Here is a 26,011-nt window from a genome sequence, read left to right on the forward strand (position 1 = left end):
GAGCCCCGATGCGTTGCCACCAGAACAGACGAGCGCAAGGCGCAAAACGAAGCCGGGGTGCGGCCCCGGCGAGGCTTTGCAACGCCGCGGTCGGCTGTTCTGGCGGCAACCCTTCGGGAACGGGTCTTCCAGGGCGCATGGGGCTGCGTAGTGTTAACAGGCCCTAGACAAAGCCGGACGAACGCGGCAGAAGCTTGAAGAAGCCCGAAAAAGGCCGATGACGATTTCATGACAATCGAGTGACGATCGCCGTGATGGCGATCGAACCCTCGCCATCGTCCACCTGGCGTCACGGGGATGTCACAAAACCTTCCTACAGTCCGGTCGAACCGAGCCGAAGGGTGCGCTGCTGCGCCGGCCGGACACTGAAGAAAGGTTTGACGACATGCTGACTTCCCTCGTTCGCCCGCTGTGGCTTGGTGTTGCCGCGATCGCGTTGACCCCGGTCACCTTCGCCCAGAACGTCACCGGCGCCGGCGCCTCGTTCCCGGCGCCTATCTATGCCAAGTGGGCCGACGCCTACAACAAGGCCACCAACGCTCGCATCAACTACCAGTCGGTCGGCTCGGGCGCCGGCATCAAGCAGATCAAGTCGAAGACCGTCGATTTCGGCGCGTCCGACATGCCACTGAAGGACGAAGAACTGGCCGCGGACGGCCTGTTCCAATTCCCAACCGTGATCGGCGGCGTCGTGCCGGTCATCAACGTGAAGGGCCTGAACCCCGGGCAGCTGAAGCTCACCGGTCAGGTGCTCGGCGACATCTTCCTGGGCAAGGTCACCAAGTGGAACGACGCGTCGATCGTTGCACTCAACGCCGGGGTGACGTTGCCTGACGCCGACATCGCCGTGGTGCGCCGGGCCGATGGCTCGGGCACCAGCTTCATCTTCACCAACTACCTGAGCAAGGTTAACGCCGATTGGAAGGCAAAAGTCGGCGAAGGCACGGCGGTCAATTGGCCGACCGGCGCCGGTGGCAAGGGTAACGAAGGCGTGGCTTCGTACGTGCAGCGCCTGCCGAATTCGATCGGCTATGTCGAGTACGCCTACGCCAAGCAGAACAAGATGTCCCACGTGCTCCTGAAGAACAAGGATGGCGCCTTCGTCGCCCCCGATGACCTGAACTTCAAGGCCGCTGCCGCCAACGCCGACTGGTCCAAAACGTTCTACCAGGTGCTGACCGAGCAGGCCGGCAAGGATTCGTGGCCGCTGACGGGCGCCACCTTCATCCTGATGCACAAGGTCCAAGCCAAGCCGGAACAGGCCACCACCGCGCTGAAGTTCTTCGCCTGGGCCTATGGCAACGGCGACAAGATGGCCGCCGAACTGGAATACGTGCCGCTGCCTGACACCGTGAAGGCGCTCGTTCACAAGCAATGGGCCGACGTGAAGGATGGCGCCGGCAAGCCGGTCGCCTACAAGTAGGCTGCACGAGACTCGCCACGACGTCGAGTTGTCGCTGCCATGCCCCACGCGCCCACCGGGCCGTGGGGCAGGCCGACACCGCATGAAGGAACGCAAGGTGACCGCTACACTGCCGGCCGGCCCCATTGCCAATGAGCTGTCCATGGAACGATCGTCTCCGGCAGGACGACCGGGCGGGCGCGCAGTGCGCGCCCCCTGGGCTGACCGGCTATTTGCGTTGGCCGCACACGGGGCGGCTTGGCTGACCCTTGCGCTGCTCGTCGGCATCTTGCTGTCGCTGGTCGCCGGCGCTGCGCCGGCGATCCGCGAGTACGGCCTGAGCTTCCTCTGGCGCAGCGAGTGGGACCCGGTGCAGGACCGCTACGGTGGCCTGGTGATGATCTACGGCACGCTGATGACCTCGTGCATCGCGCTGCTGATCGCGGTGCCGGTGAGTTTCGGCATCGCGCTGTTCCTGACCGAGTTGTCGCCGCAATGGTTGAAGCGGCCGCTGGGCGTGGCGATCGAATTGCTGGCGGCCGTGCCGTCCATCGTGTACGGCATGTGGGGCCTGTTCATCTTCGGCCCTTTGCTGGCCACTTACGTGCAGCAACCGCTGCAGGGGCTGTTCAAAGGTGTTCCGTTGCTCGGCGCCCTGTTCTCGGGGCCGCCAGTGGGCATTGGTCTGCTGTCGGCGGGGATCATCCTCGCGATCATGATCATTCCATTCATCGCCTCGGTGATGCGTGACGTGTTCGAAGTGACGCCGCCGATGCTGAAGGAGTCCGCCTATGGGCTCGGCTCGACCACCTGGGAGGTGGTCTGGAACGTCGTGCTGCCGTACACCAAGACCGGCGTCGTCGGCGGGATCATGCTGGGGCTGGGGCGCGCGTTGGGCGAGACGATGGCCGTGACCTTCTTGATCGGCAACGCCAATCAACTCAACACGATCTCATTGTTCGAGCCGGCCAACAGCATCACGTCGGCATTGGCCAATGAGTTCGCGGAAGCCGGCGAAGGCTTGCACCAAGCTTCGCTGATCTACCTGGGCCTGGTGCTGTTCTTCATCACCTTCGTCGTGCTGGCTTTCTCGAAGCTCCTGCTGGCGCAACTGAAGAAGGGCGAGGGCAGCAAGTCATGAGCACGTTCACGAGCCTGGACGCCGGTCGCCTGGCGATGCATCGCAAGCGAAAGCGGGTCAACGTGATTGCGTTGGCGCTGTCGCTGACGGCGATGGCCTTCGGCGTCTTCTGGTTGATCTGGATCCTGTACGAAACGGTGACGCGAGGTTTCGGTGGAATCAGCTGGCAGGTGTTCGCTGAAATGACGCCACCGCCGCAGGCGGAGACAGGTGGTCTCGCGAACGCCATCTTCGGGTCGTTCCTGATGGTCTCGTTGGCCACGCTCATCGGCACACCCGTCGGCATCATGGCCGGTATCTACCTGGCCGAGTATGGGCAGCGCACGTGGCTCGGCCGGACGACGCAGTTCATCAACGATATCTTGTTGTCGGCGCCGTCCATCGTGATCGGATTGTTCGTCTACTGGATGGTGGTCGCGCGCTTCAAGTCCTATTCCGGTTGGGCGGGTGTCATGGCCCTGTCGTTGATCGTGATTCCGGTGGTGATCCGCACGACCGAGAACATGCTGAGCCTGGTGCCGAATGCGTTGCGCGAGGCGGCTTACGCGTTGGGTACGCCGAAGTGGAAGGTCATTCTGGCCATCACGCTCAAGGCCGCTCGGGCCGGTGTGGTGACGGGTGTATTGCTGGCGCTGGCACGGGTGTCAGGCGAGACGGCACCGCTGCTGTTCACCGCGCTGAACAACCAATTCTGGACTTCCAGCCTGTCCGAGCCGATGGCCAGCCTGCCGGTGACCATCTTCAAGTTCGCGATGAGCCCGTACGAGAACTGGCAAAAACTTGCCTGGGCCGGCGTCTTCCTGATCACGCTCGGCGTGCTCGCGCTCAACATCCTGGCGCGCGTGCTGTTCCGCAATAAACACTGACCGAACCGCGAAAGCACCATGGACGCGAAAGTCGACCTGTCTGTCACCGAGAAATCGAAGATCGCGGTGCGCGACTTGAATTTCTACTACGGCAGCTTCCACGCGCTGAAGCACATCAACCTGAACATCCCCGAGAAGAAGGTGACCGCCTTCATCGGCCCGTCGGGTTGCGGCAAGTCCACGCTGCTGCGCACCTTCAACCGCATGTTCGAGCTCTACCCCGAGCAGCGCGCCGAAGGCGAGATCCTGGTCGACGGCGAGAACGTGCTGGACCGCCGGCTCGATGTGTCGCTGATCCGCGCCAAGGTCGGCATGGTCTTTCAGAAGCCCACGCCGTTCCCGATGTCGATCTACGACAACATTGCGTTCGGCGTGAAGCTGTTCGAGAACCTGTCTCGCGTCGAGATGGACGAGCGCGTCGAATGGGCGCTGAAGAAGTCGGCGCTGTGGAACGAAGTGAAGGACAAGCTGGGCCAGAGTGGTTCGGGCTTGTCCGGCGGCCAGCAGCAGCGCTTGTGCATCGCGCGCGGCATCGCGATCAAGCCCGAGGTGTTGCTGCTCGACGAGCCTTGCTCGGCGCTCGACCCCATCTCCACCGGCAAGGTCGAAGAGCTGATCCACGAGCTGAAGAGCGACTACACCGTGGTCATCGTGACGCACAACATGCAGCAGGCGGCCCGCGTGTCCGACTACACCGCCTACATGTATCTGGGCGACCTGATCGAGTTCGGCCCGACGCGTGACCTTTTCATGAAGCCGCAGAAGAAGGACACCGAGGACTACATCACCGGCAGGTTCGGCTGAACCTGCCGGCGATCGGCGCAGACTGACCTCGCCTCGGAGAGGTCAAGCGAAGCGGGTCGAAGCCACTACGCCACGCGAAGGCACAACGATGAGTGACAAACATCTCTCCACCCAATTCGACGCCGAGCTGAGCGGCGTCTCGACCCGCGTGCTCGAAATGGGCGGTCTGGTCGAGGCCCAGGTGGCGCAAGCCATCTACGCACTGACCAATTTCAGCGCCGAGACGGCGACGCAGGTGCTGCAGATGGAAGAGCGGGTCAACCAGCTCGAAGTCGACATCGACGCCGACCTGTCGGCCATCATCGCCCGCCGCCAGCCGACCGCACGCGATCTGCGCCTGCTGATCGCGATCAGCAAGACCATCGGCAACCTCGAGCGTGTCGGCGACGAAGCCGCCCGCATCGCCCGCACGGTGCAGCGCCTGATCAACACCGGCGTCTTCAGCCGACTGCGGCTGCCGGTGGGCGACGTGTCGTTTGAGGCCAAGCTGGCCATCGAGTCGCTGCGCAAGGCGTTGGACGCCTTCGCCCGGCTCGACACGGTGCAGGCGTTGGACGTGATCAAGAACGACAACCAGATCGACGCCGAGTTCGACGGCCTGATGCGCAAGCTCATCACCTACATGATGGAAGACCCGCGGACGATCTCGGCCAGCATTGACCTGGTGTTCGTGGCCAAGGCGATCGAGCGCGTCGGTGACCATGCCAAGAACCTGGCCGAGCAGATCATTTACATCGTCAAGGGACAAGACGTGCGGCACAACCCGGTTGAAACGGTCGAGACGATCGCGCTGAAACGCAACTGAGCCACCGCTGCCCGACGAACGGAGAACTGACAGACATGCCCACTGTGCTTGTGGTCGAAGACGAAGCGGCGATTGCCGAGCTGATCGCGATCAACCTGCGCCACGCCGGCTTCGAGGTGACGCTGGCCGAAAATGCCGACCAGGCGACGGTCGCCGTCGACGCCGTGCTGCCTGATCTGGTGCTGTTGGACTGGATGCTGCCCGGCCAATCCGGCGTCGCGCTGGCGCGCCGTTGGCGGGGCGATGCCCGCACGCGCGAGTTGCCAATCATCATGCTGACGGCCCGGGCCGACGAGACCGACAAGGTCGCTGGCCTGGACGCCGGGGCCGACGACTACCTGACCAAGCCGTTCTCGACCCAAGAGCTGCTCGCGCGCATCCGTGCCGTGCTGCGCCGCCGCGTGCCCGAAGCGCTGGACACGGTGGTCGAGGTCGGCGGCTTGAAGCTGGACCCATCGACCCGTCGCGTCAGCCGCGAAGGGGTCGACCTGAAGCTCGGTCCGACCGAGTTCCGCCTGCTGCACTTCTTCATGACCCACCCCGAGCGGGTGCACAGCCGCGCCCAGCTGCTGGATCGCGTCTGGGGCGACCATGTCTTCATCGAGGAGCGCACGGTCGACGTGCATGTCAAGCGTCTGCGCGAGGCACTGCTGCCCGCTCGCTGCGCGTCGATGATCGAGACGGTGCGGGGCGCAGGCTACCGCCTGAGCCAGCAAGCCGTCGCCTCGGCCGCTTGAGCGCCGGGCGCAGCGACCAAAGCAAGGGGCCATGATGTCCTGGATCTGGTTGCGGGTGCTGCTCGCGGTGACCCTTGCACTGGCGGGTGGCCTGGTGGGTCGGTTGCTCGGCTTGGGCGATCGCTGGGCGCTGACCGGAGCCCTCACCGGCATGGCGGTTGGCATGCTGGTGTTCATCATCCGCGACGTTTGGCGCGGTCATCAACTGCTGCGCTGGCTCAGCGGCGCCATGGGTGGCGAACCGCCGCGAATGGGCGGATTCTGGGGCGAGATGGCGACCCGCGTCGAGCGGGCACTGCGCTCGCGCGAACGTGGCGCCGCGATCGAGCGCGACCGGTTGGCCCAGTTCCTGTCGGCCATCGAGGCCTCGCCGAACGGTGTGCTGCTGCTGGACGCGAGCGAGCAGATCGAGTGGTGCAACGCGCTCGCTGCCGACCACCTGGGGCTCGACCGCCACCGCGACCTCCGTCAGCGCGTGACCAACCTGGTTCGCGCGCCGGCTTTCGTCACGATGCTGCAGTCGCGCTCGTTCGAGCAGCCGGTGCAGATCTCGCAGCCTGGCGGCAGCGGCTTGCTGTCGGTCATCGTGCGGCCTTATGGCGAGGGCCAGCGCCTGGTGCTGACGCAAGACATCACCGAGCGCGAACGGGCGGACGCCATGCGGCGCGACTTCGTCGCCAACGTGTCGCACGAGATCCGAACGCCTTTGACGGTGGTGGCCGGTTTCGTCGAGACGCTGACCAATCTGCCGCTGTCGGAGGTCGAGCGCAAGCGGGTGCTGGCGCTGATGGCGCAGCAGACGCAGCGCATGCAAAGCCTGGTGGGCGATTTGCTGACGCTGGCCCGGCTGGAGGGCAGCCCGCGGCCGCCGTCAGACGCCTGGCTGCCGCTGGCCCGGCTGGGTTCGGCGGTGGAGATGGATGCCCGCGGTTTGTCCGCCGGCCGGCACCGCCTGAATTTCGATTGGGGCGGCGAGGTGGAGCTGGCGGGCAACGAGGCGGAGCTGCTGAGCGCCGTGACCAACCTCGTCAGCAACGCCGTGCGCTACACACCCGAAGCCGGCCAGATCGAGGTGCGCTGGCGCCAGCGGCCCGAAGGCGCCGGCGAGATCACCGTGCGCGACACCGGCCCCGGCATCGCGGCGGAACATCTGCCACGGCTCACCGAACGCTTCTACCGCGTCGACGGCAGCCGCTCGCGTGACACCGGCGGCACCGGGCTCGGGCTGGCGATCGTCAAGCACGTGGTGCAGCGCCATGGCGGCGAATTGCTGATCGAGAGCACGCCGGGGCAAGGCTCGTGCTTCACCCTGGTGTTGCCGGCAATGCGTGTGCGCTTGCCGGTCACGCGCCTGGCGGCCCACTCCTGAGCGGCACGTCCTGATCAGCGCGCTTTGCGGTAGATCAGCAGTTGCTCGCTGCGTTCACCGGGGCGGCGCAAACGGGCGTCCAGCTCCCAGCCTTCAGGTGGTTTGGGCAGCGGGGCGTTGCCGCGCCAGCTGAGCAGCAGGTGATTGCAACCCGACGATGCCGCACCGACACTGCTCGAGGTCCACACCCGGTGGCTACCGAACACCTCCAGCGCCGCCACGTTGGCCCGCGTCATGCCGGGCGCGCGCACGCAGGCGCCCCGCGGCACATGGCGTTCGACCAGCGCCATCAGCGGCCGTGGACTGCGGCCGTAGTCGAGCGCCGGCAGCAGCAAGGTCATCGTCAACAACCAAGCCAGCGCGACGCCGCTGGCCGGTAGCACCAGGCTCTTCCACAGCGGGTGGCGGTTGCGTGAGGTTCGCCAGCGCACCAGCCACAACCAGGCCACCGTGCCGGCGATTGCTGCCATCAGCTCGATCACCGAAAAGCGCGGCGGCGCGAAACCCGGCGCCAGCCGCAGGATGTTGGCCATCGGCTTGGCCGGCACGCCGGTCTGCATCGACAGGTAGATGACCCAGACCGCCAGGCCGGCCAAGCTGAAAAAGAAGACCGAGAACCAGTCGATCGCCGAGCCGGCGCTGCGCTTGAGGGTCGGCAGCGAGAAGGCGGCCAGCACTGCCAGGCCTGGTATTGCAAGCATCAACGCACGGTCCGATCCGCCCATCGCAATGCACGCCACGACGCCGACGATCACGGTGACCAGCGGTACGGCGATGTGTCGGCGCTGCCAATGCTGGCGCCAGCGCCAAAGCGTCCACAAGGCCAACGGCCACGCTGGCCAGGGAAACCACAGCAGCAACCGGCCGGTACCTGCCAGGCTGGGGACATTCAGCCTCGATTGCCAGGCACCGAGCAGCGTGGCAACGCCGACCGCCAATGCCAGCGAGGCCAGCAGCCAGGGCCACAGCGCACGTACCTCGGGGTAGCTGGAGCGCAGGATCACCAGCAGCGCCATGGCGCCCAGCGCCACCGCCATCGCCGGCGCCCCGCTGCTGGCCAAGGCAGGCAGGGCGAGCAGCAGGGCCGCACGCACGGCCGCCGAGCGGTACGGTGCGGCCGCCAGCGCCCACAGCCACAACGCCACCTCGCTCAGCTGCATCAGCTCGGGCGTCGTTTCGTGGCCCAGTTGCAGCAGGCCCAGCGTCGCGATCGTTGCGAGCAGCGCGCCGTCGGCCAGCGCGCGGGCGTAGTCGATCGGGTCAGCCTCGCCGCCGAAGGCAAAGGGCACCGGCTGCGCGGCCTCGGTGCGCGCCAGGTTGAAGGTGGCATACCAGACCAGTGCCAATGTCAGTGCCAGCAGCGCGGCAAAGGGCAGGCGGGCAGCCAGTGCCGGATCCATCCAGGTGCCCAGCAGCTTGATGAACATCGCGCCCAGCGCATGCGGCAGCAGTGCGGTTTCGGCGGGCAGGTCACCCAGCGTCGGGGCCCACCAGGGCGTGCGGCCTTCGGCCATGCCCAGCATCGTGGCGAATGCGGTCAGATCGGCGTTGCGCCAGGGATCGCGGCCGAACAGGCCTGGCAGCAGGTAGGCCGCGCAGAACATCACCAATGCCAGCCGTGGCAGGCGCTCCGCCGCGCGTTGGGTGACGAGTGCAGGGGTCGGTTGGTTCACGGGCGGGATCATGCCAAGGTCAGAAGGCGGTCAGCCGATGGGCACCGAAAAGAATTGCAGCCGGGTGCGTTGGGCAGAAGCCGGCCCACCGAAGCCGCGGGAAGGAGGCGGGACCGCCGTACAAAAAAGAAAAAGGCAGCCGAGGCTGCCTTTTCCATCCCGGGCGCAAGCCCTCAAGATCACTTCTTGAGGCCGACGCGGGCAAACTTGTTGCGGAACTTCTCGACGCGGCCGCCCAGCGTATCCACGCTCTTCTGCTGGCCCGTGTAGAAGGGATGCGACTCGCTGGTGGTTTCCAGCTTGAACAGCGGCAGTTCGCGGCCGTCGTCCATCTTCACGGTTTCCTTGGTCGGCGCGCACGAGCGCGTGACGAACTTGAAGCCGTTGGACAGGTCCACGAAGCAAACGTCGCGGTAGTTGGGGTGGATGCCTTCTTTCATGTCGCAAACCTTTCGCGGGGAATCGTCGGCAGCCACGCCGCACCATGCGTGCGCACTTACCAGGGCAGACAACCTGGGCAGAAGAGCCGGGGTCTGGAAAAACATTAGATTATAGCGCTGTCCGGAGTGCCGGGCCGAGGGGCCATAGCCGCCAGGACGTGTCGGCACATCCTGCGTGCCAACTCGTGCTCGCCCACGACCGCCGTGCCGGCGCCCTCGTCGCGCGGCAATTCCGGCGTTGTGACTGCGCACGAAGACCTGGATCTGCGGGTTCAGAGCGCGGGCAGTCTCGATCATCTTGCGCCCATCGGTGCCGGCCCGCAGTGAAAAAAGAAACAGCCCGTGCGAAACGGGCTGTCTGGGCTGTAGCGGCAGATTCGTGCCGTGCGGCTCAGCCGCCCCGGCGCATCATGTCGAAGAAGTCGAGATTGGTCTTGCTCGCTTTCATCTTGTCGAGCATGAACTCCATCGCCTCGATCTCGTCCATCGGGTAGATGAGTTTGCGCAGGATCCAGGTCTTTTGCAGGATCTCGGGCTTCAGCAGAAGCTCCTCGCGCCGCGTGCCTGACTTGTTGATCAGGATCGACGGGTAGACGCGCTTCTCGGCCATGCGGCGATCCAGGTGGATTTCGCAGTTGCCGGTGCCCTTGAATTCTTCGTAGATGACCTCGTCCATGCGCGAGCCGGTGTCGATCAGCGCGGTGCCGATGATCGTCAGCGAGCCGCCTTCCTCGACATTGCGGGCGGCGCCGAAGAAGCGCTTCGGGCGCTGTAGCGCGTTGGCATCGACACCGCCGGTCAGCACCTTGCCGGAGCTGGGCAGCACGTTGTTGTAGGCGCGGGCCAGGCGGGTGATCGAGTCGAGCAGGATCACCACGTCCTTCTTCAGCTCGACCAGGCGCTTGGCGCGCTCGATCACCATCTCGGCGACCTGCACGTGGCGGGCGGCCGGCTCGTCGAAGGTCGAGCTGATGACTTCGCCGCGCACGGTGCGCAGCATTTCGGTCACTTCCTCGGGCCGCTCGTCGACCAGCAGCACGATCAGGTGAACGTCCGGGTGGTTGGCGACGATGGCGTGCGCCAGGTGCTGCATCATCACCGTCTTGCCGGTCTTGGGCTGCGCGACGAGCAATGCGCGCTGGCCCTTACCGATCGGCGCGATCAGGTCGATGATGCGGCCGGTGATGTTTTCTTCACCCTTGAATGCATCACGCTCGAGCTTGAACGCCTCTTTCGGGAAGAGCGGCGTCAGGTTCTCGAACATGATCTTGTGCTTGTTCTCCTCGGGCGTCAGGCCGTTCACGCGGTCGACCTTGACCAGCGCGAAGTAGCGCTCGCCATCCTTCGGGACACGCACTTCGCCTTCGATCAGGTCGCCGGTGTGCAGGTTGAAGCGGCGGATCTGGCTGGGCGACAGGTAGATGTCGTCGGTAGACGCCATGTAGCTGGTGTCGATCGAGCGCAGGAAGCCGAAGCCGTCGGGCAGCACCTCGAGCACGCCGTCGCCGAAGACCTGCTCGCCGGCCTTGGCGCGCTTCTTCATGATCGCGAACATCAGCTCCTGCTTGCGCAGGCGCGAGACGTTGTCGATCTCCAGTTCCTCGCCCATCTTGATGAGGGCGGAAACGTGGAGCGCCTTGAGTTCTGACAGATGCATCGACAAACACCCTTGGGGCAAGCAGCCACGTGGCGCCTTCAAATGCGCCGGGCCGGTTCGGTGGTGCCCACTCGCCGGGGATCACCGGCGCCCTGGGCGCATACCGCGATTCGAGAAAGAGGGGTCGGGGAGCTGTGGGCCTGAATCCGACGCGCCAACCGGTCGTTCACCGGGGGCGCCGTGGCCTTGAAGCCTGTTCACACCATCGGGGCGGGGCCGCTACCGTGAGGTTGGGGCCACCGCACCCGGTGCGTCAGGCGCGATTATAGATGGCCGTCGAGGAATGCCGTCAATTGGGCTTTCGACAGGGCGCCGACTTTCGTGGCGGCCAGTTGACCGTCCTTGAACAACATCAACGTCGGGATGCCGCGGATGCCGAACTTGGCCGGGACGTCGCGGTTGTCATCGACGTTCATCTTCGCGATCTGCAGGCGCTCGCCATATTCCTTGGCGGTTTCGTCGAGGATGGGCGCAATCATCTTGCAGGGGCCGCACCATTCGGCCCAATAGTCGACCAGCACCGGCTTGTCGGACTTCAGGACATCGGCCTCGAACGAGGCATCGGAGATGTGCTTGATCAATTCGCTGCTCATGAAAGATCCTTGGGGGAAGGCCTCGGCGGCCGAAATAGGCGCAGGCGGTGGGCGCTCGGCCCGGGTGGGGCAGATGCTGCTGACGCAGCGCTTTTCAAGGCCCCGGAACGCGCCGTGCACTTGATGTGAGCCGGGCACAATGATTCTGACATAAAGCTTGCGCAATCGTCGTTGGCGCGAAGGCGGTGGCCCTTCGCGTAGCGGGTGCTTGCGCGGCTCTCCACGCCAGCATGACCGTCATCGCTCCCACCATCACTGCTTTGCCACCCGGCCGGCCCGACCGAGCTTGGTGGCGGGCGGTGGCGCAGGCCTTGCACGCCTGGGCTGGCGAGCAAGGCGTCGACCTGCGCGATGCCGTCTGGCTGCTGCCGTATGCCGCGCTGCTGCCGGCTGCGCGCCAGGCCCTGGCCGATGCCGGCGGCTGGCAGCCCCGGGTTGAAACGCTGGCGACGTTGCGGGTGCAGCTCGGCCCGCGCCAGCCCAGCTCGGGCCCGGGGCCCGATGTGGTGCTCAACCGCCTGCAGGCGGCGCAATGGCTGCGTGAACAACCTGCCGGCGCCGCCTGGGCGCGCGAGGACGCCCGTGCGTTTCGCCAGGGGGTCGAGGCCCTGGTGCGCAGCGCCGAGGCCTTGCAGGCCGCCGCCGCATGTCGTGCGCCGCAGGTGCGCGAAGCCTGGTGGCTCGAGGCGCGGGCGCTGTTGGCCGGTGGCAGCGGGCCGGGCAGCATCGAGCGCCTGCTCGCGCGCATTGCGCTCGAGTGGGCAGCAAGCGGCGAGCCTGACGACGCGGATGCGTTGCGCCGGCTGCGCCCCTCGGCCTGGGTGCTGTTGCGTGCCGGCGGCCCTGACCGGCTGGCCGAGGCGGTGCTCGCCGATGCGCTCGCGCAGGGCACACCGGGCCTGGTGCTCGACGCGGACCCGCCGCTGGCCGATCCTTTCACCTTGGCGCTGGCCCATGAACCGCCTGGCGAAGCCTTGTGCCCCGACGCCGAAGCCGAAGCGCAGGCCGCGTGCGCCCAGGTGCTGGCCGAATTGCAGGCTGCACCTGACGCGCAAGTTGCACTGATCGCGCAGGACCGCGAAGGCGTGCGCCGGGTGCGGGCGCTGCTGGAGCGCTTCGGCGTGCCTGTCATCGACGACACCGGCTGGCGCCTGGCCACCACCCGTGCGGCGGCGCGCCTGGTTGCCATGCTGCGGGCGGCGCAGGGGCTGCGCCCCGGCCGTGCTGACACCTCCGCCGCCGATCAGCGCCTTGACTGGCTCAAGGACGACCCCTTGGGCCTGGCACGGCCCGAGGCGCTGATCACGCTCGAGGCGCATTGGCGCGGCCGCCGCGTCGACGAAACGCTGCTGGCGCCGGCCGAAGCCCTGTGGGCCGATGCGCAGGCACGCCTCGCGCCGTTGCTGGCCGACCGCCGCCGTCCGCTGGCGGACTGGTTGCGCGCGCTGTCGGCACTTTGCCTCGCCGAGCCGGCCGAAGCCACACGTTGGCGCGATGACGCTGCGGGCCGGGCGTTATTGACGGCGTTGCGATTGGAGCCTCACGCCGGTCACGAGGGTGCGTGGGCCACATTGGCGACCCAGGCCACGATGACGCTGGACGACTTTGTTGCCTGGGTCGACGAGGTATTGGCCGAAGCCAGCTTCGTTCCGCCGCACGACAGCCGAGCGCGTGTCGTCATCACGCCCTTGGCGCGCGCGGTGCTGCGGCCTTTCGATGCCGTGGTCTTCCCCGGCACCGACGAGGGCCGCTTCGGCGCGATCGAGCCGCAGCCGGAGCTGATTCCTCATGCGGTGGCGCAGACACTGGGGCTGGATGGGGCGGCTACGCAACGCACGCGCGAAACATTGGCCTTTGCGCAGCTCTTGCGTCAGCCCCGCCTGACGCTGCTGCGCCGGGTGGCCGAGGGCAGCGAGCCACTGGGCGCCAGCGCCTTGGTCGAACGGCTGCGCCTGGCCTGGCTGGCTGCGCCCGATGGCCCGCGCGAGCTGCCGCGTGTGTCGCCGCAATTGCCCACCCGTCAGGTGTCGCCCCAGCCGGTGCTGCCGCCGCTGCCCACGGCCGGCGCACGCTGGCCCAGCAGCCTGAGTGCCAGTGCGGTCGAAGCGTTGCGGGCCTGCCCGTATCGCTTCTACAGTCGAGTGCTGTTGGGCCTGGGCGAGGCCGACGAGCTGGACCGCAGCCTGGCCAAGCGCGACTACGGCAACTGGCTGCACGCCGTGCTCTTTCGTTTCCACCAGGACCGCGTGCCGACCCAGGACTTGGCGGCCGACCGTACGCGATTGCATCGGGCGGCGCAGGAGGAGCAGGCCGAGTCGGGCCACAGCGAGTCCGACCTGCTGCCGTTCCTGGCCAGCTTCGAGGCGCTGGCCGAGCGCTACCTGCGCTGGCTGCACCAACGCGAGGCCGAGGGCTGGCGCTGGGCCCATGGCGAGCAGGAGCGCCGCCTGGCGCCCAAGGTGCTGGAGGGCTTGTCGATCCATGGTCGGCTCGACCGGCTGGACCGCCACCCCGATGGGCGCGTGCAGCTGCTGGACTACAAGACCGGCAGCGTCTCGGCCTTGAAGGACCAGTTGAGTGATCGCAGCGAAGACACGCAGCTGGCGTTCTACGCCGCGCTGGTGGCCAGCGAGGGCGAGGTGCCGCCGGGGGCGGTGAGCGCTGCCTACCTGGCGCTGGACGACCGGGCCTCCCCCGTCGAGCTGGCCCATGCGCATGTCGGCGCGTCGGCGGTGATGCTGGTCGACGGGCTGGCGGCGGAGCTGCGGCGCGTTCGCGCGGGCGAGCCGATGCGGGCATTGGGGCAGGGCGAGCTGTGCGAGCACTGCGAGGCGCGCGGGCTCTGCCGGCGCGACCATTGGGCGCCCAACGTCGCACCGGGAGGCGATGCCGATGCCGCGGCCCGGCCCGCCGAGAAAGGCGACGCGCCATGAGCCAGCACGCTGCCTACAGCATCGACGGCGCCGAGGCCGATCGGGCGCGCTTTTATGCCACCGCCTGCGACCCGCGTCAAAGCGTGGTGGTCGAGGCCTGCGCCGGTGCAGGCAAGACGTGGATGCTGGTCTCACGCATCCTGCGCGCGTTGCTGGAAGGTGCCGAGCCGCAGCAGATCCTCGCCATCACCTTCACCCGCAAGGCGGCGGGCGAGATGCGTGAGCGCCTGAACGACTGGCTGGCCGAGTTTTCCGACGTGCGCGCCAACCACGCACAGCGCGTGCAGGCGCTGCGCGACCGCGGCCTGGGCGAGGCCGACGCCGAGCGGCTGGCGCCTGCGCTCGGCCAGTTGCACGGGCGTGTGCTCGCCAGCGGCCGTGTGGTGCAGGTGCGCACCTTCCACGCCTGGTTCGCCCAGCTGATGCGCGTGGCGCCGCTCGAGGTGCTGGTCGAGCTGGGCCTGTCGCCCGGCATGGCGTTGATCGAAGACCCCGCCGAGCTGGAGCCCGAGCTGATGCGCCGCTTCCAACGCCGCGTCGCCGCTGACGCTGGGCTGCGCGAGCACTACCACGCCCTCGTGGCGCGCCAGGGCCGGACGACGTTGGTGCGCTGGCTCAACACGGCGTGGCTGCGCCGCAGCGAGGTCGAACGGGCTGACGCCGCCGGCGTGCTGGCCGACTCGGTGCCGCCGGCCGCGGTGCAGTTCCCGGCCTGTGCCGGCCTCGACCACCCGCTGGACCAATGGTCGGCCGCGCCGTTGCAAGACCTGCTGCAGACCCTGGCCCGGGCACTGGGGGCGATCGAGAAAGCCAACCACCAGAAGGCGGCGCAACTGCTGCGCCAGGCGATCGACGCCGACGACCGCACCCAGGCATTCGCGTTGGCGTGGAAGGCGGTACACACCGACGAGGGCACACTGCGCAAACTCAGCGGCGTGCCGCCGGAGTTCGCCGCCCTGAGCGATTGCCTGGCTGCGATCGACCAGCAGGTGATGCAGCAAGAGGCCCACGAGGATCAGCAGCGCATGGTGCCGATGGCGCGCGCGCTGTTTGCCGAGTACGCAGCCTTGAAACGCGAGCGCGCCCTGGTCGACATGAATGACCTGGAGCACCTGGCGCTGCAGCTGTTGGGCGAGGGCGGTTGGGCCGGTTGGATCCAGGAACGGCTGGACACGCGGCTGCGCCACCTGCTGATCGACGAGTTCCAGGACACCAGCCCTTTGCAGTGGCACGCGCTGCGGCCCTGGCTGGCGGGCTATGCCGGTGCTGGCGGCGGCGCGAGCGGGCAAGAGCCGCTGGCCGTGTTCATCGTCGGTGATCCCAAGCAAAGCATCTACCGCTTTCGCCGGGCCGAGCCACGGGTGTTCGCCGCCGCCGGCGAGTTCATCGCGCAGGCGATGCACGGACGTCGCCTGGCCTGCGATCACACCCGCCGCAATGCGCCTCGTGTATTGGCAGCGCTGAACAACGTCTTCGTCGCGGCCCAGTCGGCCGGGCACTACGCCGGTTTTCGGCCGCACACGACCGAGGTCGGCGAGTCGCCGGACGATCCGGTCACCGGCGTCTGGTCGCTGCCGCGCGAGCCCAAGCCGTCGCAGCGCGCCCGCGCCGACCGGGATGCCCCGTTGACCTGGCGCGACAGCCTGACCGTGCCCCGCGTCGAAGAAGAAGAACGCCGCACCGCTGCCGAAGCGCGCCGGGTGGCGGCCGCGATCGCCGAGTTGCTGGCGGGGCAGGGCCTGCGCCCGGGCGACATCCAGGTGCTGGCCCGTCGGCGCAGCGTGCTGGGCCAGTTGTCGGACGCGCTGCGCGCCGTGCACATCCCCCATGTGCGACCCGACGAACTGCAGCTGGCCGACGAGCCGGAGGCGCGCGATGTCATCGCCCTGCTGGACGCGCTGGCCTCGCCGGGGCACGACCTGTCGTTGGCCCAGGCGCTGAAGAGCCCGATCTTCGATGCCAGCGACGACGACCTGATGTGGCTCGCAAACCGGGCTCGCAGCGCCGGCAGCGGCGGTTGGTGGGCCGCGTTGCTGGCAGCGGGCCATCAGGCTCCGCCGGCCCTGGCGCGTGCGGCCATGCTGCTGGCGCGCTGGGCCGAGGTGGCGCGAATCCTGCCGCCGCACGACCTGCTGGACCGTGTGCTGCACGAGGGCGACATCGCCGCGCGCATGCTGCGCTCGGCTCCGCCCGAGCGGCGCGACCATGCCCGTGCGGTCATCGACAGCCTGCTGGCGCAGACGCTGGCGTTGGACGGCGGCCGCTACACCACGCCCTACCGCTTCGTGCGAGCGCTGAAGAGTGGCTGGCTGACGGGCAGCGTGGCGGCCGCGGACGACGCGGTGCGCTTGCTCACCGTGCACGGTGCCAAGGGGCTGGAGTCCGAGGTCGTGTTCCTGATGGACACCGACCCCGAGGCTCGCAACCCCGAGAGCGGCAGCCTGCTGGTCGACTGGCCGGTCGAATCGACCCACCCGACGGCAGTGGCGTTCGTCGGGCGATGGGCCCGCCTGGCGCCGTCGCTGCGCCCGCTGCAGGCGCAGGAGGAGCTGGAGTCCGAGCGGGAAGAGCTGAACGGTCTGTACGTGGCCATCACGCGCGCCCGCAAGCGCCTGGTGCTGTCCAGCATCGAGCCACGGCGCAAGGCGTCCGACCCGGCCTGGTGGGACCGGCTTGTCGGCGAGGCCCAGGCCTGGGTGCCCGCGGCACCTGCGGTGTCGACCGGTACGTTGGCTGCCGAGGCCATGATCGAGGTGATCCGCTGGCCCGAGCCGGTCTGGGGTGCCCCTGTGCCGCGCGCCGCGCCGGCCCAGGTGTTGGCGTCACCCACTACCCGTGCCACGCTGATTGGCGAGGCGTTTCACCGCCTGCTGCAGTGGGCGGCCGGCCCGAATGGCCCATCAATGGACGACCCCGGCCAGCGGGCCGCCTGGCTGGATGCCGCCGTGCCCGCGGCGGCGGCTGAGTTCACGCTGGTGGCAGAAGAAGCCGCGCTGGCGCGGCGCGCTGCCGCGGCGGTGATGGCCAGCCCAACCTGTGCGCCGTTGCTGCGCGGCCCGCGCATCGACTGGGCGGGCGACGAGGTGCCCGTTGCCGACGACGGCGAGGCCCTGCGCATCGACCGCCTGGTCGCGTTGATCGACCCGTCCGCCTCGCTGGATTTGTTCAGCGGCGGCGCCGTCCGGACCTGGTGGGTGCTGGACTACAAGCTCGAGGCCCAGCCGCAGCGCGATCCCGACAACCTGGCCCAACTGGCACGCTACCGCCGCGTGGTGGCGGCGCTGCAGGTGGGCGAGCCGGTGCGGGCCGCGTTCATCAACGGCCGAGGCGAATTGATCGAGCTGCCCGGTTAAACAAAGGCTCGGTTCTGCCGATAGCAGGGGTGATACAGAGGGATCCAAAGAGGCCGGGGAGGTTCATGGCCCGTGAAAACGTTTGACACCGGCATCGCCGGTGCTTGAGCGCGAATTGGTCACGGATTCCCCGGCACTTTCGGCCGCCAAGGCCGCCGACACTGGGTTTCAATCGGCAAAGCGCCCAATTCGCCCATGGTCCTGCCTGCCCATCACACTGCCGACAGCTCCCGCCACGCCACCTCGACTGGCGCCGTGCGCATGTTCGGCCGCTTCCAGCTGCTTCGCCTGCTTGGCAAGAGCGAGCGCGGCATGTTGTGGCTGGCGCTGGATCCACGTGATCAGCAAGAGGTGATGCTGGCGATGCCGCGCACCCAGCCCGGCGAAGGCGCCGGTGCCTGGCAGCAGGCGGTGCGCCGTGCCGCGAGGCTGAACCATCCCCGTCTGGCCAAGGTGCTGGATATCGGCGAACACGAGCGCTGGCCCTATGTGGTCTACGAGCGCAGTGTCAATGTCACCTGGGCGGAAAGGCTGTCGTCCCAAGGACTGCCGGGCACCGAGCTGGCCGACTGGGTGGCACAGGCCGCCCAGGGCCTGGCCTTCGCCCATGAGGCCGGCACCGCCCACCACGATCTGCAGCCGTGGTGGCTGCTGGTCGACGACGACAACCGTGTCAGTGTGCTGGGCCTGGAAGTGGCTGGCGCTCCGCGTGCCTCGATCACCCAGCCCGGCGGGTTGGATGAGCTGCGCGCCGTGCGCGACGCCGCCGGGCAGGACGTGCTGGCCCTGGGGCTTGTCGCCCACTGGTGTCTGGCCGGCCAGCCGCCGCTGGATGAGCCCGACATCGGCCGGGTGATCGCCTGCATGCCGCCGATGGGCGCTGACATCGTCCGGCTGCCGTGGACCGTGCCGAGGCCGATTGCCGAACCGCTGCGCGCGATCGTCAACCGCGCGACCGACCGCCAGGAGCGCCACCGCTACCTCAACGCGCGTACGCTGCAGCGCGCGCTCGAAGGCTGGATCAAGACGACGACCGAGCAGGACGGCGGCCCGCTGGCGCTGCTGCTCGACCGCCTGCGCCAGGTCGGCACGCTGCCCGCCCAACCTGGTGGGGCCGACCGCGCGGCCCACATGGCGCTGATGGAAAGCGCCCGCACCAGCGACCTGGCCGAGATCGTGCTGGAAGACCTGGCACTGACCTTCGAACTGCTGCGCACGGTGAACAACGCGCAGGTCCACGGCGGCCGCGTCTCCGGCGACGGCCCGGTGCTGATGCTGCGCCGCGCGATTGCGATGCTGGGCGTGGACGGTGTACGCCGCGCTGCCTTGTCCTTGCGACGCTGGCCCGGGCCGATGAACGAGCAAGCCGCGTCTGAACTGGACACGCTGATCCGCCGTGTCAAGCGCGCCGGGCGCGTGGCGACGCGGCTGGTGCCGGCCGGCTACGACGGCGAAGTCGTCTACCTGATCGCGCTGTTGCAGAACCTGGGCCGGCTGCTGGTGCAGTACCACTTCCCGGACGAAGCCGGCCAGATCCGCCGCTTGATGCAGCCGACCATCGTGACGCTGCCGCACAAGACGCCGGGCATGGAGCCGGAGACCAAGGAGGAGCCCGGCATGAGCGCCGAGGCCGCGTCGTATGCCGTGCTCGGCGCCGATCTCGAGGCGCTGGGCGCCGCGGTGGCGCGCCACTGGGGGCTCGACGACTCGGTGCAGCACATGATCCGCCGCATTGCGCCGACTGCGCCGGTACGCACGCCCGAATCCGACGGGGACATCTTGCGCGTCTGCGCGAGCTGTGCCAATGACTTGGTCGACGCGATGACGCTGCCGGCCGCCCGAGCTCCCAAGGCCCTGAACCTGGCGGTGCAGCGCTATGCGCGCCCGCTCGGCCTGACAGGACGCGACATGCAAGATGCCCTGCAAGGCGAAGGCGCGCGCAAGCGGCCCGCAACCGATGCCGCACCAGCCAGGAACCAAGGCGATGCGGCGGGCAACCCGGCTGCTGGCGCGCCACAGAGCCGCAAGCCACCGGCTGGCCCCTGGTCTGAGGCACTGGAGGGCACCCTCACATGAGCGTGACGGCTGTGGCCAATACACCGGCCAAGGGCGGCGCGCAGCGCGTCGGCCGATTCGAGCTTCGCGCGGTGCTCGGCCGTGGTGCGCAGGCCACCGTCTGGCTGGGATGGGACCCGAAGCTGCAGCGCGAGGTGGCCGTCAAGGTCATCAGCGCCGATGCCGGCGCCGAGGCGATCGACGAATGGCTGGGCGAGGCGCGGGCGACCAGCGCGCTGGCCCACCCGGGCATCGTGCCCGTCTATGAAGCGGACCAGGACGGCCGGGCCATCTTTTTGGTCTTCGAACGGGTCGACGGGCCCACGCTGAGCGAGAAGCTCAAGGGCTTGGGCCCGATGCCGGCCCGCGAAGCCGCCGAGCTGATGCGCGAGGTGCTGGACGCGCTGGCCTTCGCCCACGCCCGCGGCGTGGTGCACCGTGACCTGAAGCCCTCGAACATCCTCGTCGGCAGCGACGGTCGTGCGCGGGTGATGGACTTCGGCATCGCCGCCAAGCTGTCCGAGGCGCACGATGGCCGCATCGTCGGCACGCCGGGCTACATCTCGCCCGAAGCGGCCGGGGGGCAGGCGCCTTCGCCGGCGATGGATGTCTATGCCGCCGGCATGATGCTGGGCCAGCTGTTGCTGGGCGCACCAATGCGCCCGATACCGGCCGGCGCCGAGGCTGCGCTGCGGCAGGCGACCGAGCAGGACCTGGTCTGGCCGGCCGGCAAGACGCCGGTGGACGACAAGCTGCGCACGATGGTGATGCGCGCCACCTCGCGCGCCCCGGAGGCGCGCTACGCGAGTGCTGCCGAGTTTCGCGATGCGCTGGCCAAGTGGTTGACGCCGGCCGATGCGCCACCGCAGGTCGGAGGCCACGGCACGCTCGACTTCCTGATGCGCCGCATGCGGCTGCACGGCGACTTTCCGGCACTGTCCGATTCGGTGACCCGCATCCAGCGTGTCACCGCGTCCGAGAGCGAAAGCCTGCAGGCGCTGTCGAGCGAAATCCTGAAAGACGTGGCGCTGACGCAGAAGCTGCTGCGCTTGGTCAACACCGCGCAGTTTCGCCATGTGGGCGCGGGTGAGATCGCCACCGTCTCGCGCGCCACCGCGTTGATCGGCTTTGCCGGCATCCGCAACATGGCGCTGTCGGTGGTGTTGCTCGAGCACATGAAGGATCAGACCCATGCCCAGCGCATGAAGGAGCTGTTCCTGCAGGCACTGCTGACCGGCACGCTGACCGACCAGCTGTCGCCGACCACACGCGAGCGTGAAGAGGCGTTCCTCGGTGGCATGTTGAGCCATCTGGGCCGCATGATGGCCGAGTACTACTTTCCCGAAGAGGCCGCGCAGGTGCGGGCACGCGTGTCGCGCAGCGGCCTGCGCGATACCGGGGCCGATGCGCCCGACGAAGCCCGCGTGGCTGCCGATGTGCTGGGCCTGAGCTATGACGACCTGGGGCAGGGCGTCGCCCAGTCCTGGGGTTTGCCGGACAACATGCGTCGCATGATGTGTGTGCCGCTGGAAGACGTGCCCGGCCGGCTGGTCGAATCGCCGATCGAGCGCATGCGCTGGCGCGTGCGCGCGTCCGGCGAGCTGGTGCAGATTCTGCTGGACGGTGACCCGGCGCTCACCGACCAGCGCGTGCTGGCGCTGGGCGAACGCTATTCGCGTGCGCTGGACCTGAAGCCCGAAGTCTTCGGCTCGGCGTTGAAGTCGGCGCGGGTAAACCTTTCCGAAATGGCCGTCAGCCTGAAGATCGAGCCGGCGGCCCAGGCCAAGGTGCGCCGGCTGCTGAACCCGGCACCGGATGCCGCGCCTTCGAGAACCGGAGCCAAGGCCGGCGCAGTGGACGCGACCATCGTTTCGCGTCCGTTGGCTGCGCCTGCAGCACCGGGCGTGGAGGCAGCCTCGGACGCGACGATGATCCTGCCCGTGGCCCCGCCCACTCACGAGCAGGCCGAGGCGATGCTCTCGGCGGGCATCGCCGACGTGACCACCACGATGGCGCGCGACAGCTTCAAGCTCAATGAGGTCCTGAAGCTGATCCTCGATACGATCCACAAGGGCCTGGGCTTCGACCGCGTGGTGTTCTGCCTGCGCGACCCGAAGACGGGGCAGCTCACCGGCCGCATCGGGCTGGGCCATGGGGCCGACCAGATGGCGAAGCGCTTCGTCGTCGACGCGCGCGGCCCGCAGCCGAGTGACTTGTTCGGCGCGGCCTGCCTGAAGGGGGCCGACACCATGATTGCCGATGGCCGCAGCACCACGCTGGGGCCGCGGCTTCCGCCCTGGTATCGGGGCGCGGCGGCGCACAGCTTCATGCTGCTGCCGATGATGCTGAAGGGTGCGCCGTTCGCGCTGATCTACGTCGACCGGCATTCGACGCCGCTGGATTTCGGTGAGCGCGAACTGACGCTGCTGCGCACCCTGCGCAACCAGGCCGTGATGGCCTTCAAGGCCGCCGGCTGACGGTGGCGCCGGCAGATCGCTGCCGCAAATCCTTCGGTCAGCAAGACCGAGCTGCGGCACCGACAATCGGCCCGGCATGCTTTCCCTGACAGAAGAAGTGGTCGCGCCACGCCTGCGCGACCAGCACGATTACCTGCGCCTGCTCGGCGCGCGAATCAGCGGCACCGCAGCCAACCAGATGCTGATGGTGGCGCTGGGTTGGCAGGTCTACGACATCACGTCCAGCGCCTGGGCGCTCGGCTTGGTCGGCCTGGCGCAGTTCCTGCCGGCCTTGCTGTTCACCCTGCCGGCTGGCCATTTGGTAGACCGGCACGACCGCCGCCGGATGCTGGCCGGCAGCCTGCTGCTGCAGGCCGTGGTGGCACTCGTGTTGGCGACGGGCAGCGCCGGCGGCTGGGTCGATGCGCGCTGGATCCTGGCGACCTCGGTGCTGCTGGGCTTGGCCCGCGCGGTGCAGATGCCTGCGTTGCAGGCGCTCACGCCATCGCTGGTACCGGCGGTGCTGCTGCCGCGCGCCGTGGCCGCCAGCAGCTCGGTGATGCAGGGGGCCGTCGTCATCGGGCCGGCGTTGGGCGGTGCGATCTACGCCTGGGCTTCAGTCGCCGGCGGCGGCCACCTCGGTGCGGCGCCGGGCGCTGTCGGCGTCTAGGTGCGACGGCAGCATTGCTGGGGCCTGTGGGCTCGGTGCTGCTGGGCGGCTTCGGCACCATCGTGGTGGTGGTGCTGTGGTGGCGCTGGTTTCCAGCGCTGGCCCGGCGAGACCGCTTGCGCTCTGGCTAAAGCTGCGGGGCGGTTGGGCCAGGTGCGGCGCATCGAGCTTCGACCACCCAGTCAGCTGAGACGCTGGGACCCTTGCGTCGTCGTTGGCCGAGCGTCCGCGAGCCACGGGCTGCTGGCTTTTACCGCTCCTTCTCGGCACGAGGCTGCTTGCCGCCGACCGCCCATGGCGGGCTGAATGAGGGGGAACGTAGAATGCGCCGCCCCAACTGACGCCCATGCCACCGATCTTGGAAACGCCTGTCGCCGCCGCCGCAAGAACCACCAAGCGTGCTCCCGCCCGCAAAGCCACGCCGGACGCCGGCGAACTGAAGATACAGCCAAAGACGGAGCCCGTTCGGACACTCCTCATCGCCTCGTGCGGTTGGCCCACGGACGCTACCTTGCCGAGCCGCCACCGCGCTGGGAAACGCTAGACATCATGGTCGCCGCAGGCAAGCCCGGTGGTCGACCGCCTCGTGATCCGTAGGTTGCACGCGGACGTGCCGAGCTACATGCGGTGTCGTCGGCAACTGTAGAGGAGGCCGACCATGGAAGAGAGTAGCAAGCCTTATGTTGGGCTGGACGTTCACAAGGATTCGACCGTGAGTGCTCTGGCGCGCGCGGGCCGTGACCTCTCAAGAAACAGAAGTGAAGGTAGCCGTTTTCATGCGGTTGCCGCACCCAGGGGATTGAATTGAAAGCCCATGGCGGCGGCACGGCGCTTGAGGACGGCGATGCTGCGCTCGCGCTGCTGAGCGTCATAGCGCTGCTGGCCCTCGTCGACATAGTCTTCACCGCGAGTCAGCATGAAGTACACCATGCGCGCCAGCTTGTGAGCCGTGGCCGTGTTGGCGCGTGACTGGGATTCAAAACTCACGAGACGGCCTTGTAGCAGTGCTTGAGCTGAATACACTACGAAATTGGGTACTCATCCACCTGCCCGTTGCTGAGCCGAAAGGTCGCTGACTCTGCCTGGTTGGGATCTCCCTGCGAACGGAAGCCGGTGTCGCCTTCGCAGCTGAGGTACATGAGCCAAGCCAAGCCTCCAGTGCGAAGCATGGACTGGGATTGACCGCTTGGCACTATGCAGACCAAACCGAACTGTTGACATTGGTCGAAACGGTCGAGGGCGCAGGTTCAACAAGCAAGTGCAACACCTTCATGAAATGGGGTGGGGAGTGGTGATACTGACCGCTTACTCATTCCGGCAAGAAGGGGCAGGTCCCCTTGACGGGAATGCGAAGGGACTTCCCACTTTCGGGCAACGGCGTCGATGCGCCAAGATTGGTGGTGTGAGTCATCAATCTGCAGCCAATGAAAAGGGGAAGTCCGTGGACAAGATTATCCGAGTTCAGGCGGCGCGCGTAGGAGTGGACCTGTCCAAGCGCGTGATCCAGGTACATGCCGTGGATGGGGCCGGGGGTGTGTTGGTCAATCGGGCGCTGAGCCGGGACAAGTTCCTGGCATGGTGCGCGCAGCTGCCGCCGGGGCTGCCAGGTGGTCATGGAGGTCAGCTCGAGCGCGCACCATTGGGCGCGCCGACTGCTGGCGATGGGGCTGGATGCGCGCATCGTGTCGGCGCAGCTGGCGGCACCGTACCGAGCCGAGGGAGCCAGCGGGAAGAACGATGCGAACGATGCAGCCGCCATCTGCGAGGCTGGCGGACGCCCCCACATGCGCTTCATCCCTGTCAAGAGCATCGAGCAGCAAAGCATGCTGTGCGTGCACCGACTGCGCGAAGGCGTGAAGGCGGACCGAACGGCGTGCATCAACCGCATCCGCGGGCTGCTGTTGGAGTTCGGCATTGCCGTGCCCGCGGGCGTGAAGGCGCTGAGCGCGACGCTGGACGACATCCTGGAGGACGCCGGCAACGAACTCAACGGTCTGGCCCGGGTGACGTTGCAGCGAGCCCAAGCGCAGTGGCGCGAACTGGATGTGCACCTGGCCTGGTGCGACGAACGGCTGGCGGCGCATGAGCAGGACAACGACGACGTCAAGCGTGCTGGGCAGCTGATGGGCGTGGGAGCGGTGACCGCCTCGGCGGCCGTGGCCACGGTGGGCGACTTCAAGCAGTTCCACAGCGGCGCGCAGTTCGGCGCCTGGTTGGGCTTGACACCCAAGCAGCGCTCCAGCGGCGGCAAGAGCAACCTGGGCACCATCACCAAGCGCGGCGACCCGTATCTGCGAACGCTGCTGATCCAGGGGGCCAAATCGGTGGTGAATACGGCGCACACCCGCAGCGATCCGATCTCGCGCTGGGTGCTCGCCCTGAGGCAGCGTTCGGGGTGGCAAAAGGCCGTGGTGGCACTGGCCAACAAGAACGCCCGCATCCTGTGGGCGGTGATGACCCGAAGCGAGCGGTTCGATGCAGGTCATGTCAGCGTCAAGCCCGGTGCCGCACTGACAGCCTGAGTTGAATCGACATTCCTTGCACGACGAACGATGAAGATGCACTGACAGGTCAGACCGGCAGCGGGCAAGCTCGACTAACCCTTGGTGGCGCAGCAATGCAAAGTCCACGCGACAGGAATGGAGCCCCGCTGAGCGGTTCGCATCTGGGTCCGCACGCGCCGCAAGGCTCGCGCAACAAGGCCGTCTGTAGAGTGGCAGTCTGTTCTCTGTTCAGCGCCTTCATTCAATCGTTGCGCCGAAAACAAGCCGAGCAATCAATTCAGCTCTCGAAGGAAAGAAGACCACGCTGTTGACGCACTGGGAAGTCCCTGTAAGGGGTTAGGGCAACGCTGAACAAGTCCACCGTTGACGTAGCCACGACGTTGTAGAGCGATGAAGCAACAGACCCTTGCCGCAGCAGCCGACGAAGGCGCCGGGTTCGAGCAGTTCCGGCGTGCAACCAAGCGCGACGTGTTCCTGGCGACGATGAACGAGATCGTGCCGTGGCAGGCGCTGTGCGAAGTGATCGAGCCGCACTACCCCAAGCCAGGCAATG

At 67.7% G+C, this 26,011-nt stretch carries 16 protein-coding genes and 3 pseudogenes; 14 read left to right on the forward strand and 5 right to left on the reverse strand.

Annotated elements, in window-relative coordinates; all coding sequences use genetic code 11:
* Positions 1–385: 385 nt before the first annotated feature.
* The 7 genes from pstS to phoR all read left to right on the forward strand — a co-directional run bounded on the left by pstS (position 386) and on the right by phoR (position 7,124).
* Positions 386–1,423 carry a phosphate ABC transporter substrate-binding protein PstS gene (gene pstS / locus VFY73_RS30300; RefSeq protein ID WP_329725329.1) on the forward strand — a complete coding sequence of 346 codons (1,038 nt, stop codon included), beginning with the start codon at positions 386–388 and terminating at the stop codon, positions 1,421–1,423.
* Positions 1,424–1,565: 142 nt separating this feature from the next.
* Positions 1,566–2,543, forward strand: a complete 978-nt coding sequence (gene pstC / locus VFY73_RS30305; RefSeq protein ID WP_329725330.1) for a phosphate ABC transporter permease PstC — start codon at positions 1,566–1,568, stop codon at positions 2,541–2,543.
* A complete protein-coding gene (pstA, locus tag VFY73_RS30310; RefSeq protein ID WP_329725331.1) occupies positions 2,540–3,409 on the forward strand; it encodes a phosphate ABC transporter permease PstA in 870 nt (289 codons plus the stop codon). The genes pstC and pstA overlap by 4 nt, the downstream gene beginning before the upstream one ends.
* An 18-nt stretch (positions 3,410–3,427) precedes the next feature.
* Complete coding sequence (gene pstB, locus VFY73_RS30315; RefSeq protein WP_329725332.1) at positions 3,428–4,213, forward strand: phosphate ABC transporter ATP-binding protein PstB; 786 nt, start codon at positions 3,428–3,430, stop codon at positions 4,211–4,213.
* 88 nt (positions 4,214–4,301) lie between these two features.
* Positions 4,302–5,018 (forward strand): phosphate signaling complex protein PhoU, encoded by a 717-nt coding sequence (gene phoU, locus VFY73_RS30320; protein ID WP_329725333.1) that lies wholly within the window; start codon positions 4,302–4,304, stop codon positions 5,016–5,018.
* Between the two features lie 35 nt (positions 5,019–5,053).
* Positions 5,054–5,755, forward strand: a complete 702-nt coding sequence (phoB, locus tag VFY73_RS30325) for a phosphate regulon transcriptional regulator PhoB (protein WP_329725334.1) — start codon at positions 5,054–5,056, stop codon at positions 5,753–5,755.
* A gap of 34 nt (positions 5,756–5,789) precedes the next feature.
* On the forward strand, positions 5,790–7,124 hold the full coding sequence (gene phoR / locus VFY73_RS30330) for a phosphate regulon sensor histidine kinase PhoR (RefSeq protein ID WP_414654574.1): 1,335 nt from the start codon (positions 5,790–5,792) through the stop codon (positions 7,122–7,124).
* A gap of 14 nt (positions 7,125–7,138) precedes the next feature.
* Here the strand turns inward: phoR and VFY73_RS30335 are convergent, their stop codons facing one another.
* The 4 genes from VFY73_RS30335 to trxA form a co-directional block, all read right to left on the reverse strand.
* On the reverse strand, positions 7,139–8,797 hold the full coding sequence (locus VFY73_RS30335; RefSeq protein WP_329725336.1) for a hypothetical protein: 1,659 nt from the start codon (positions 8,795–8,797) through the stop codon (positions 7,139–7,141).
* Positions 8,798–8,976: 179 nt separating this feature from the next.
* Complete coding sequence (locus VFY73_RS30340) at positions 8,977–9,237, reverse strand: type B 50S ribosomal protein L31 (RefSeq protein ID WP_329725337.1); 261 nt, start codon at positions 9,235–9,237, stop codon at positions 8,977–8,979.
* A 391-nt stretch (positions 9,238–9,628) separates the two neighbouring features.
* Positions 9,629–10,894, reverse strand: a complete 1,266-nt coding sequence (gene rho / locus VFY73_RS30345) for a transcription termination factor Rho (protein ID WP_329725338.1) — start codon at positions 10,892–10,894, stop codon at positions 9,629–9,631.
* A gap of 263 nt (positions 10,895–11,157) precedes the next feature.
* Positions 11,158–11,487 carry a thioredoxin TrxA gene (gene trxA, locus VFY73_RS30350; RefSeq protein WP_329725344.1) on the reverse strand — a complete coding sequence of 110 codons (330 nt, stop codon included), beginning with the start codon at positions 11,485–11,487 and terminating at the stop codon, positions 11,158–11,160.
* A 230-nt stretch (positions 11,488–11,717) separates the two neighbouring features.
* Here trxA and VFY73_RS30355 point away from each other — a divergent pair, with 230 nt between their 5' ends.
* The 5 genes from VFY73_RS30355 (at position 11,718) to VFY73_RS30375 (ending at position 22,954) form a co-directional block, all read left to right on the forward strand.
* Positions 11,718–14,420 (forward strand): PD-(D/E)XK nuclease family protein, encoded by a 2,703-nt coding sequence (locus VFY73_RS30355; protein ID WP_329725339.1) that lies wholly within the window; start codon positions 11,718–11,720, stop codon positions 14,418–14,420.
* Complete coding sequence (locus VFY73_RS30360) at positions 14,417–17,773, forward strand: UvrD-helicase domain-containing protein (RefSeq protein WP_329725340.1); 3,357 nt, start codon at positions 14,417–14,419, stop codon at positions 17,771–17,773. Before VFY73_RS30355 ends, VFY73_RS30360 begins: the two co-directional genes overlap by 4 nt.
* A gap of 195 nt (positions 17,774–17,968) precedes the next feature.
* Positions 17,969–19,849, forward strand: a complete 1,881-nt coding sequence (locus VFY73_RS30365; protein WP_329725341.1) for a serine/threonine protein kinase — start codon at positions 17,969–17,971, stop codon at positions 19,847–19,849.
* A complete protein-coding gene (locus VFY73_RS30370; RefSeq protein WP_329725342.1) occupies positions 19,846–22,305 on the forward strand; it encodes a protein kinase domain-containing protein in 2,460 nt (819 codons plus the stop codon). The genes VFY73_RS30365 and VFY73_RS30370 overlap by 4 nt, the downstream gene beginning before the upstream one ends.
* Before the next feature lie 76 nt (positions 22,306–22,381).
* Positions 22,382–22,954 carry an MFS transporter gene (locus VFY73_RS30375; protein ID WP_329725343.1) on the forward strand — a complete coding sequence of 191 codons (573 nt, stop codon included), beginning with the start codon at positions 22,382–22,384 and terminating at the stop codon, positions 22,952–22,954.
* A 774-nt stretch (positions 22,955–23,728) separates the two neighbouring features.
* On the opposite strand, the pseudogene VFY73_RS30380 reads toward VFY73_RS30375, so the two are convergent.
* Positions 23,729–23,923: pseudogene (locus VFY73_RS30380) on the reverse strand (IS110 family transposase); the annotation flags it as partial.
* A gap of 472 nt (positions 23,924–24,395) precedes the next feature.
* Here VFY73_RS30380 and VFY73_RS30385 point away from each other — a divergent pair.
* Positions 24,396–25,476, forward strand: a pseudogene (locus tag VFY73_RS30385) (IS110 family transposase).
* A 372-nt stretch (positions 25,477–25,848) separates the two neighbouring features.
* Positions 25,849–26,011 (forward strand): annotated as a pseudogene (locus VFY73_RS30390) (IS5/IS1182 family transposase); the annotation flags it as partial.

This window comes from Ideonella sp., from assembly GCF_036277275.1.
In the GTDB taxonomy this organism is placed as follows: Bacteria; Pseudomonadota; Gammaproteobacteria; order Burkholderiales; family Burkholderiaceae_C; genus Ideonella.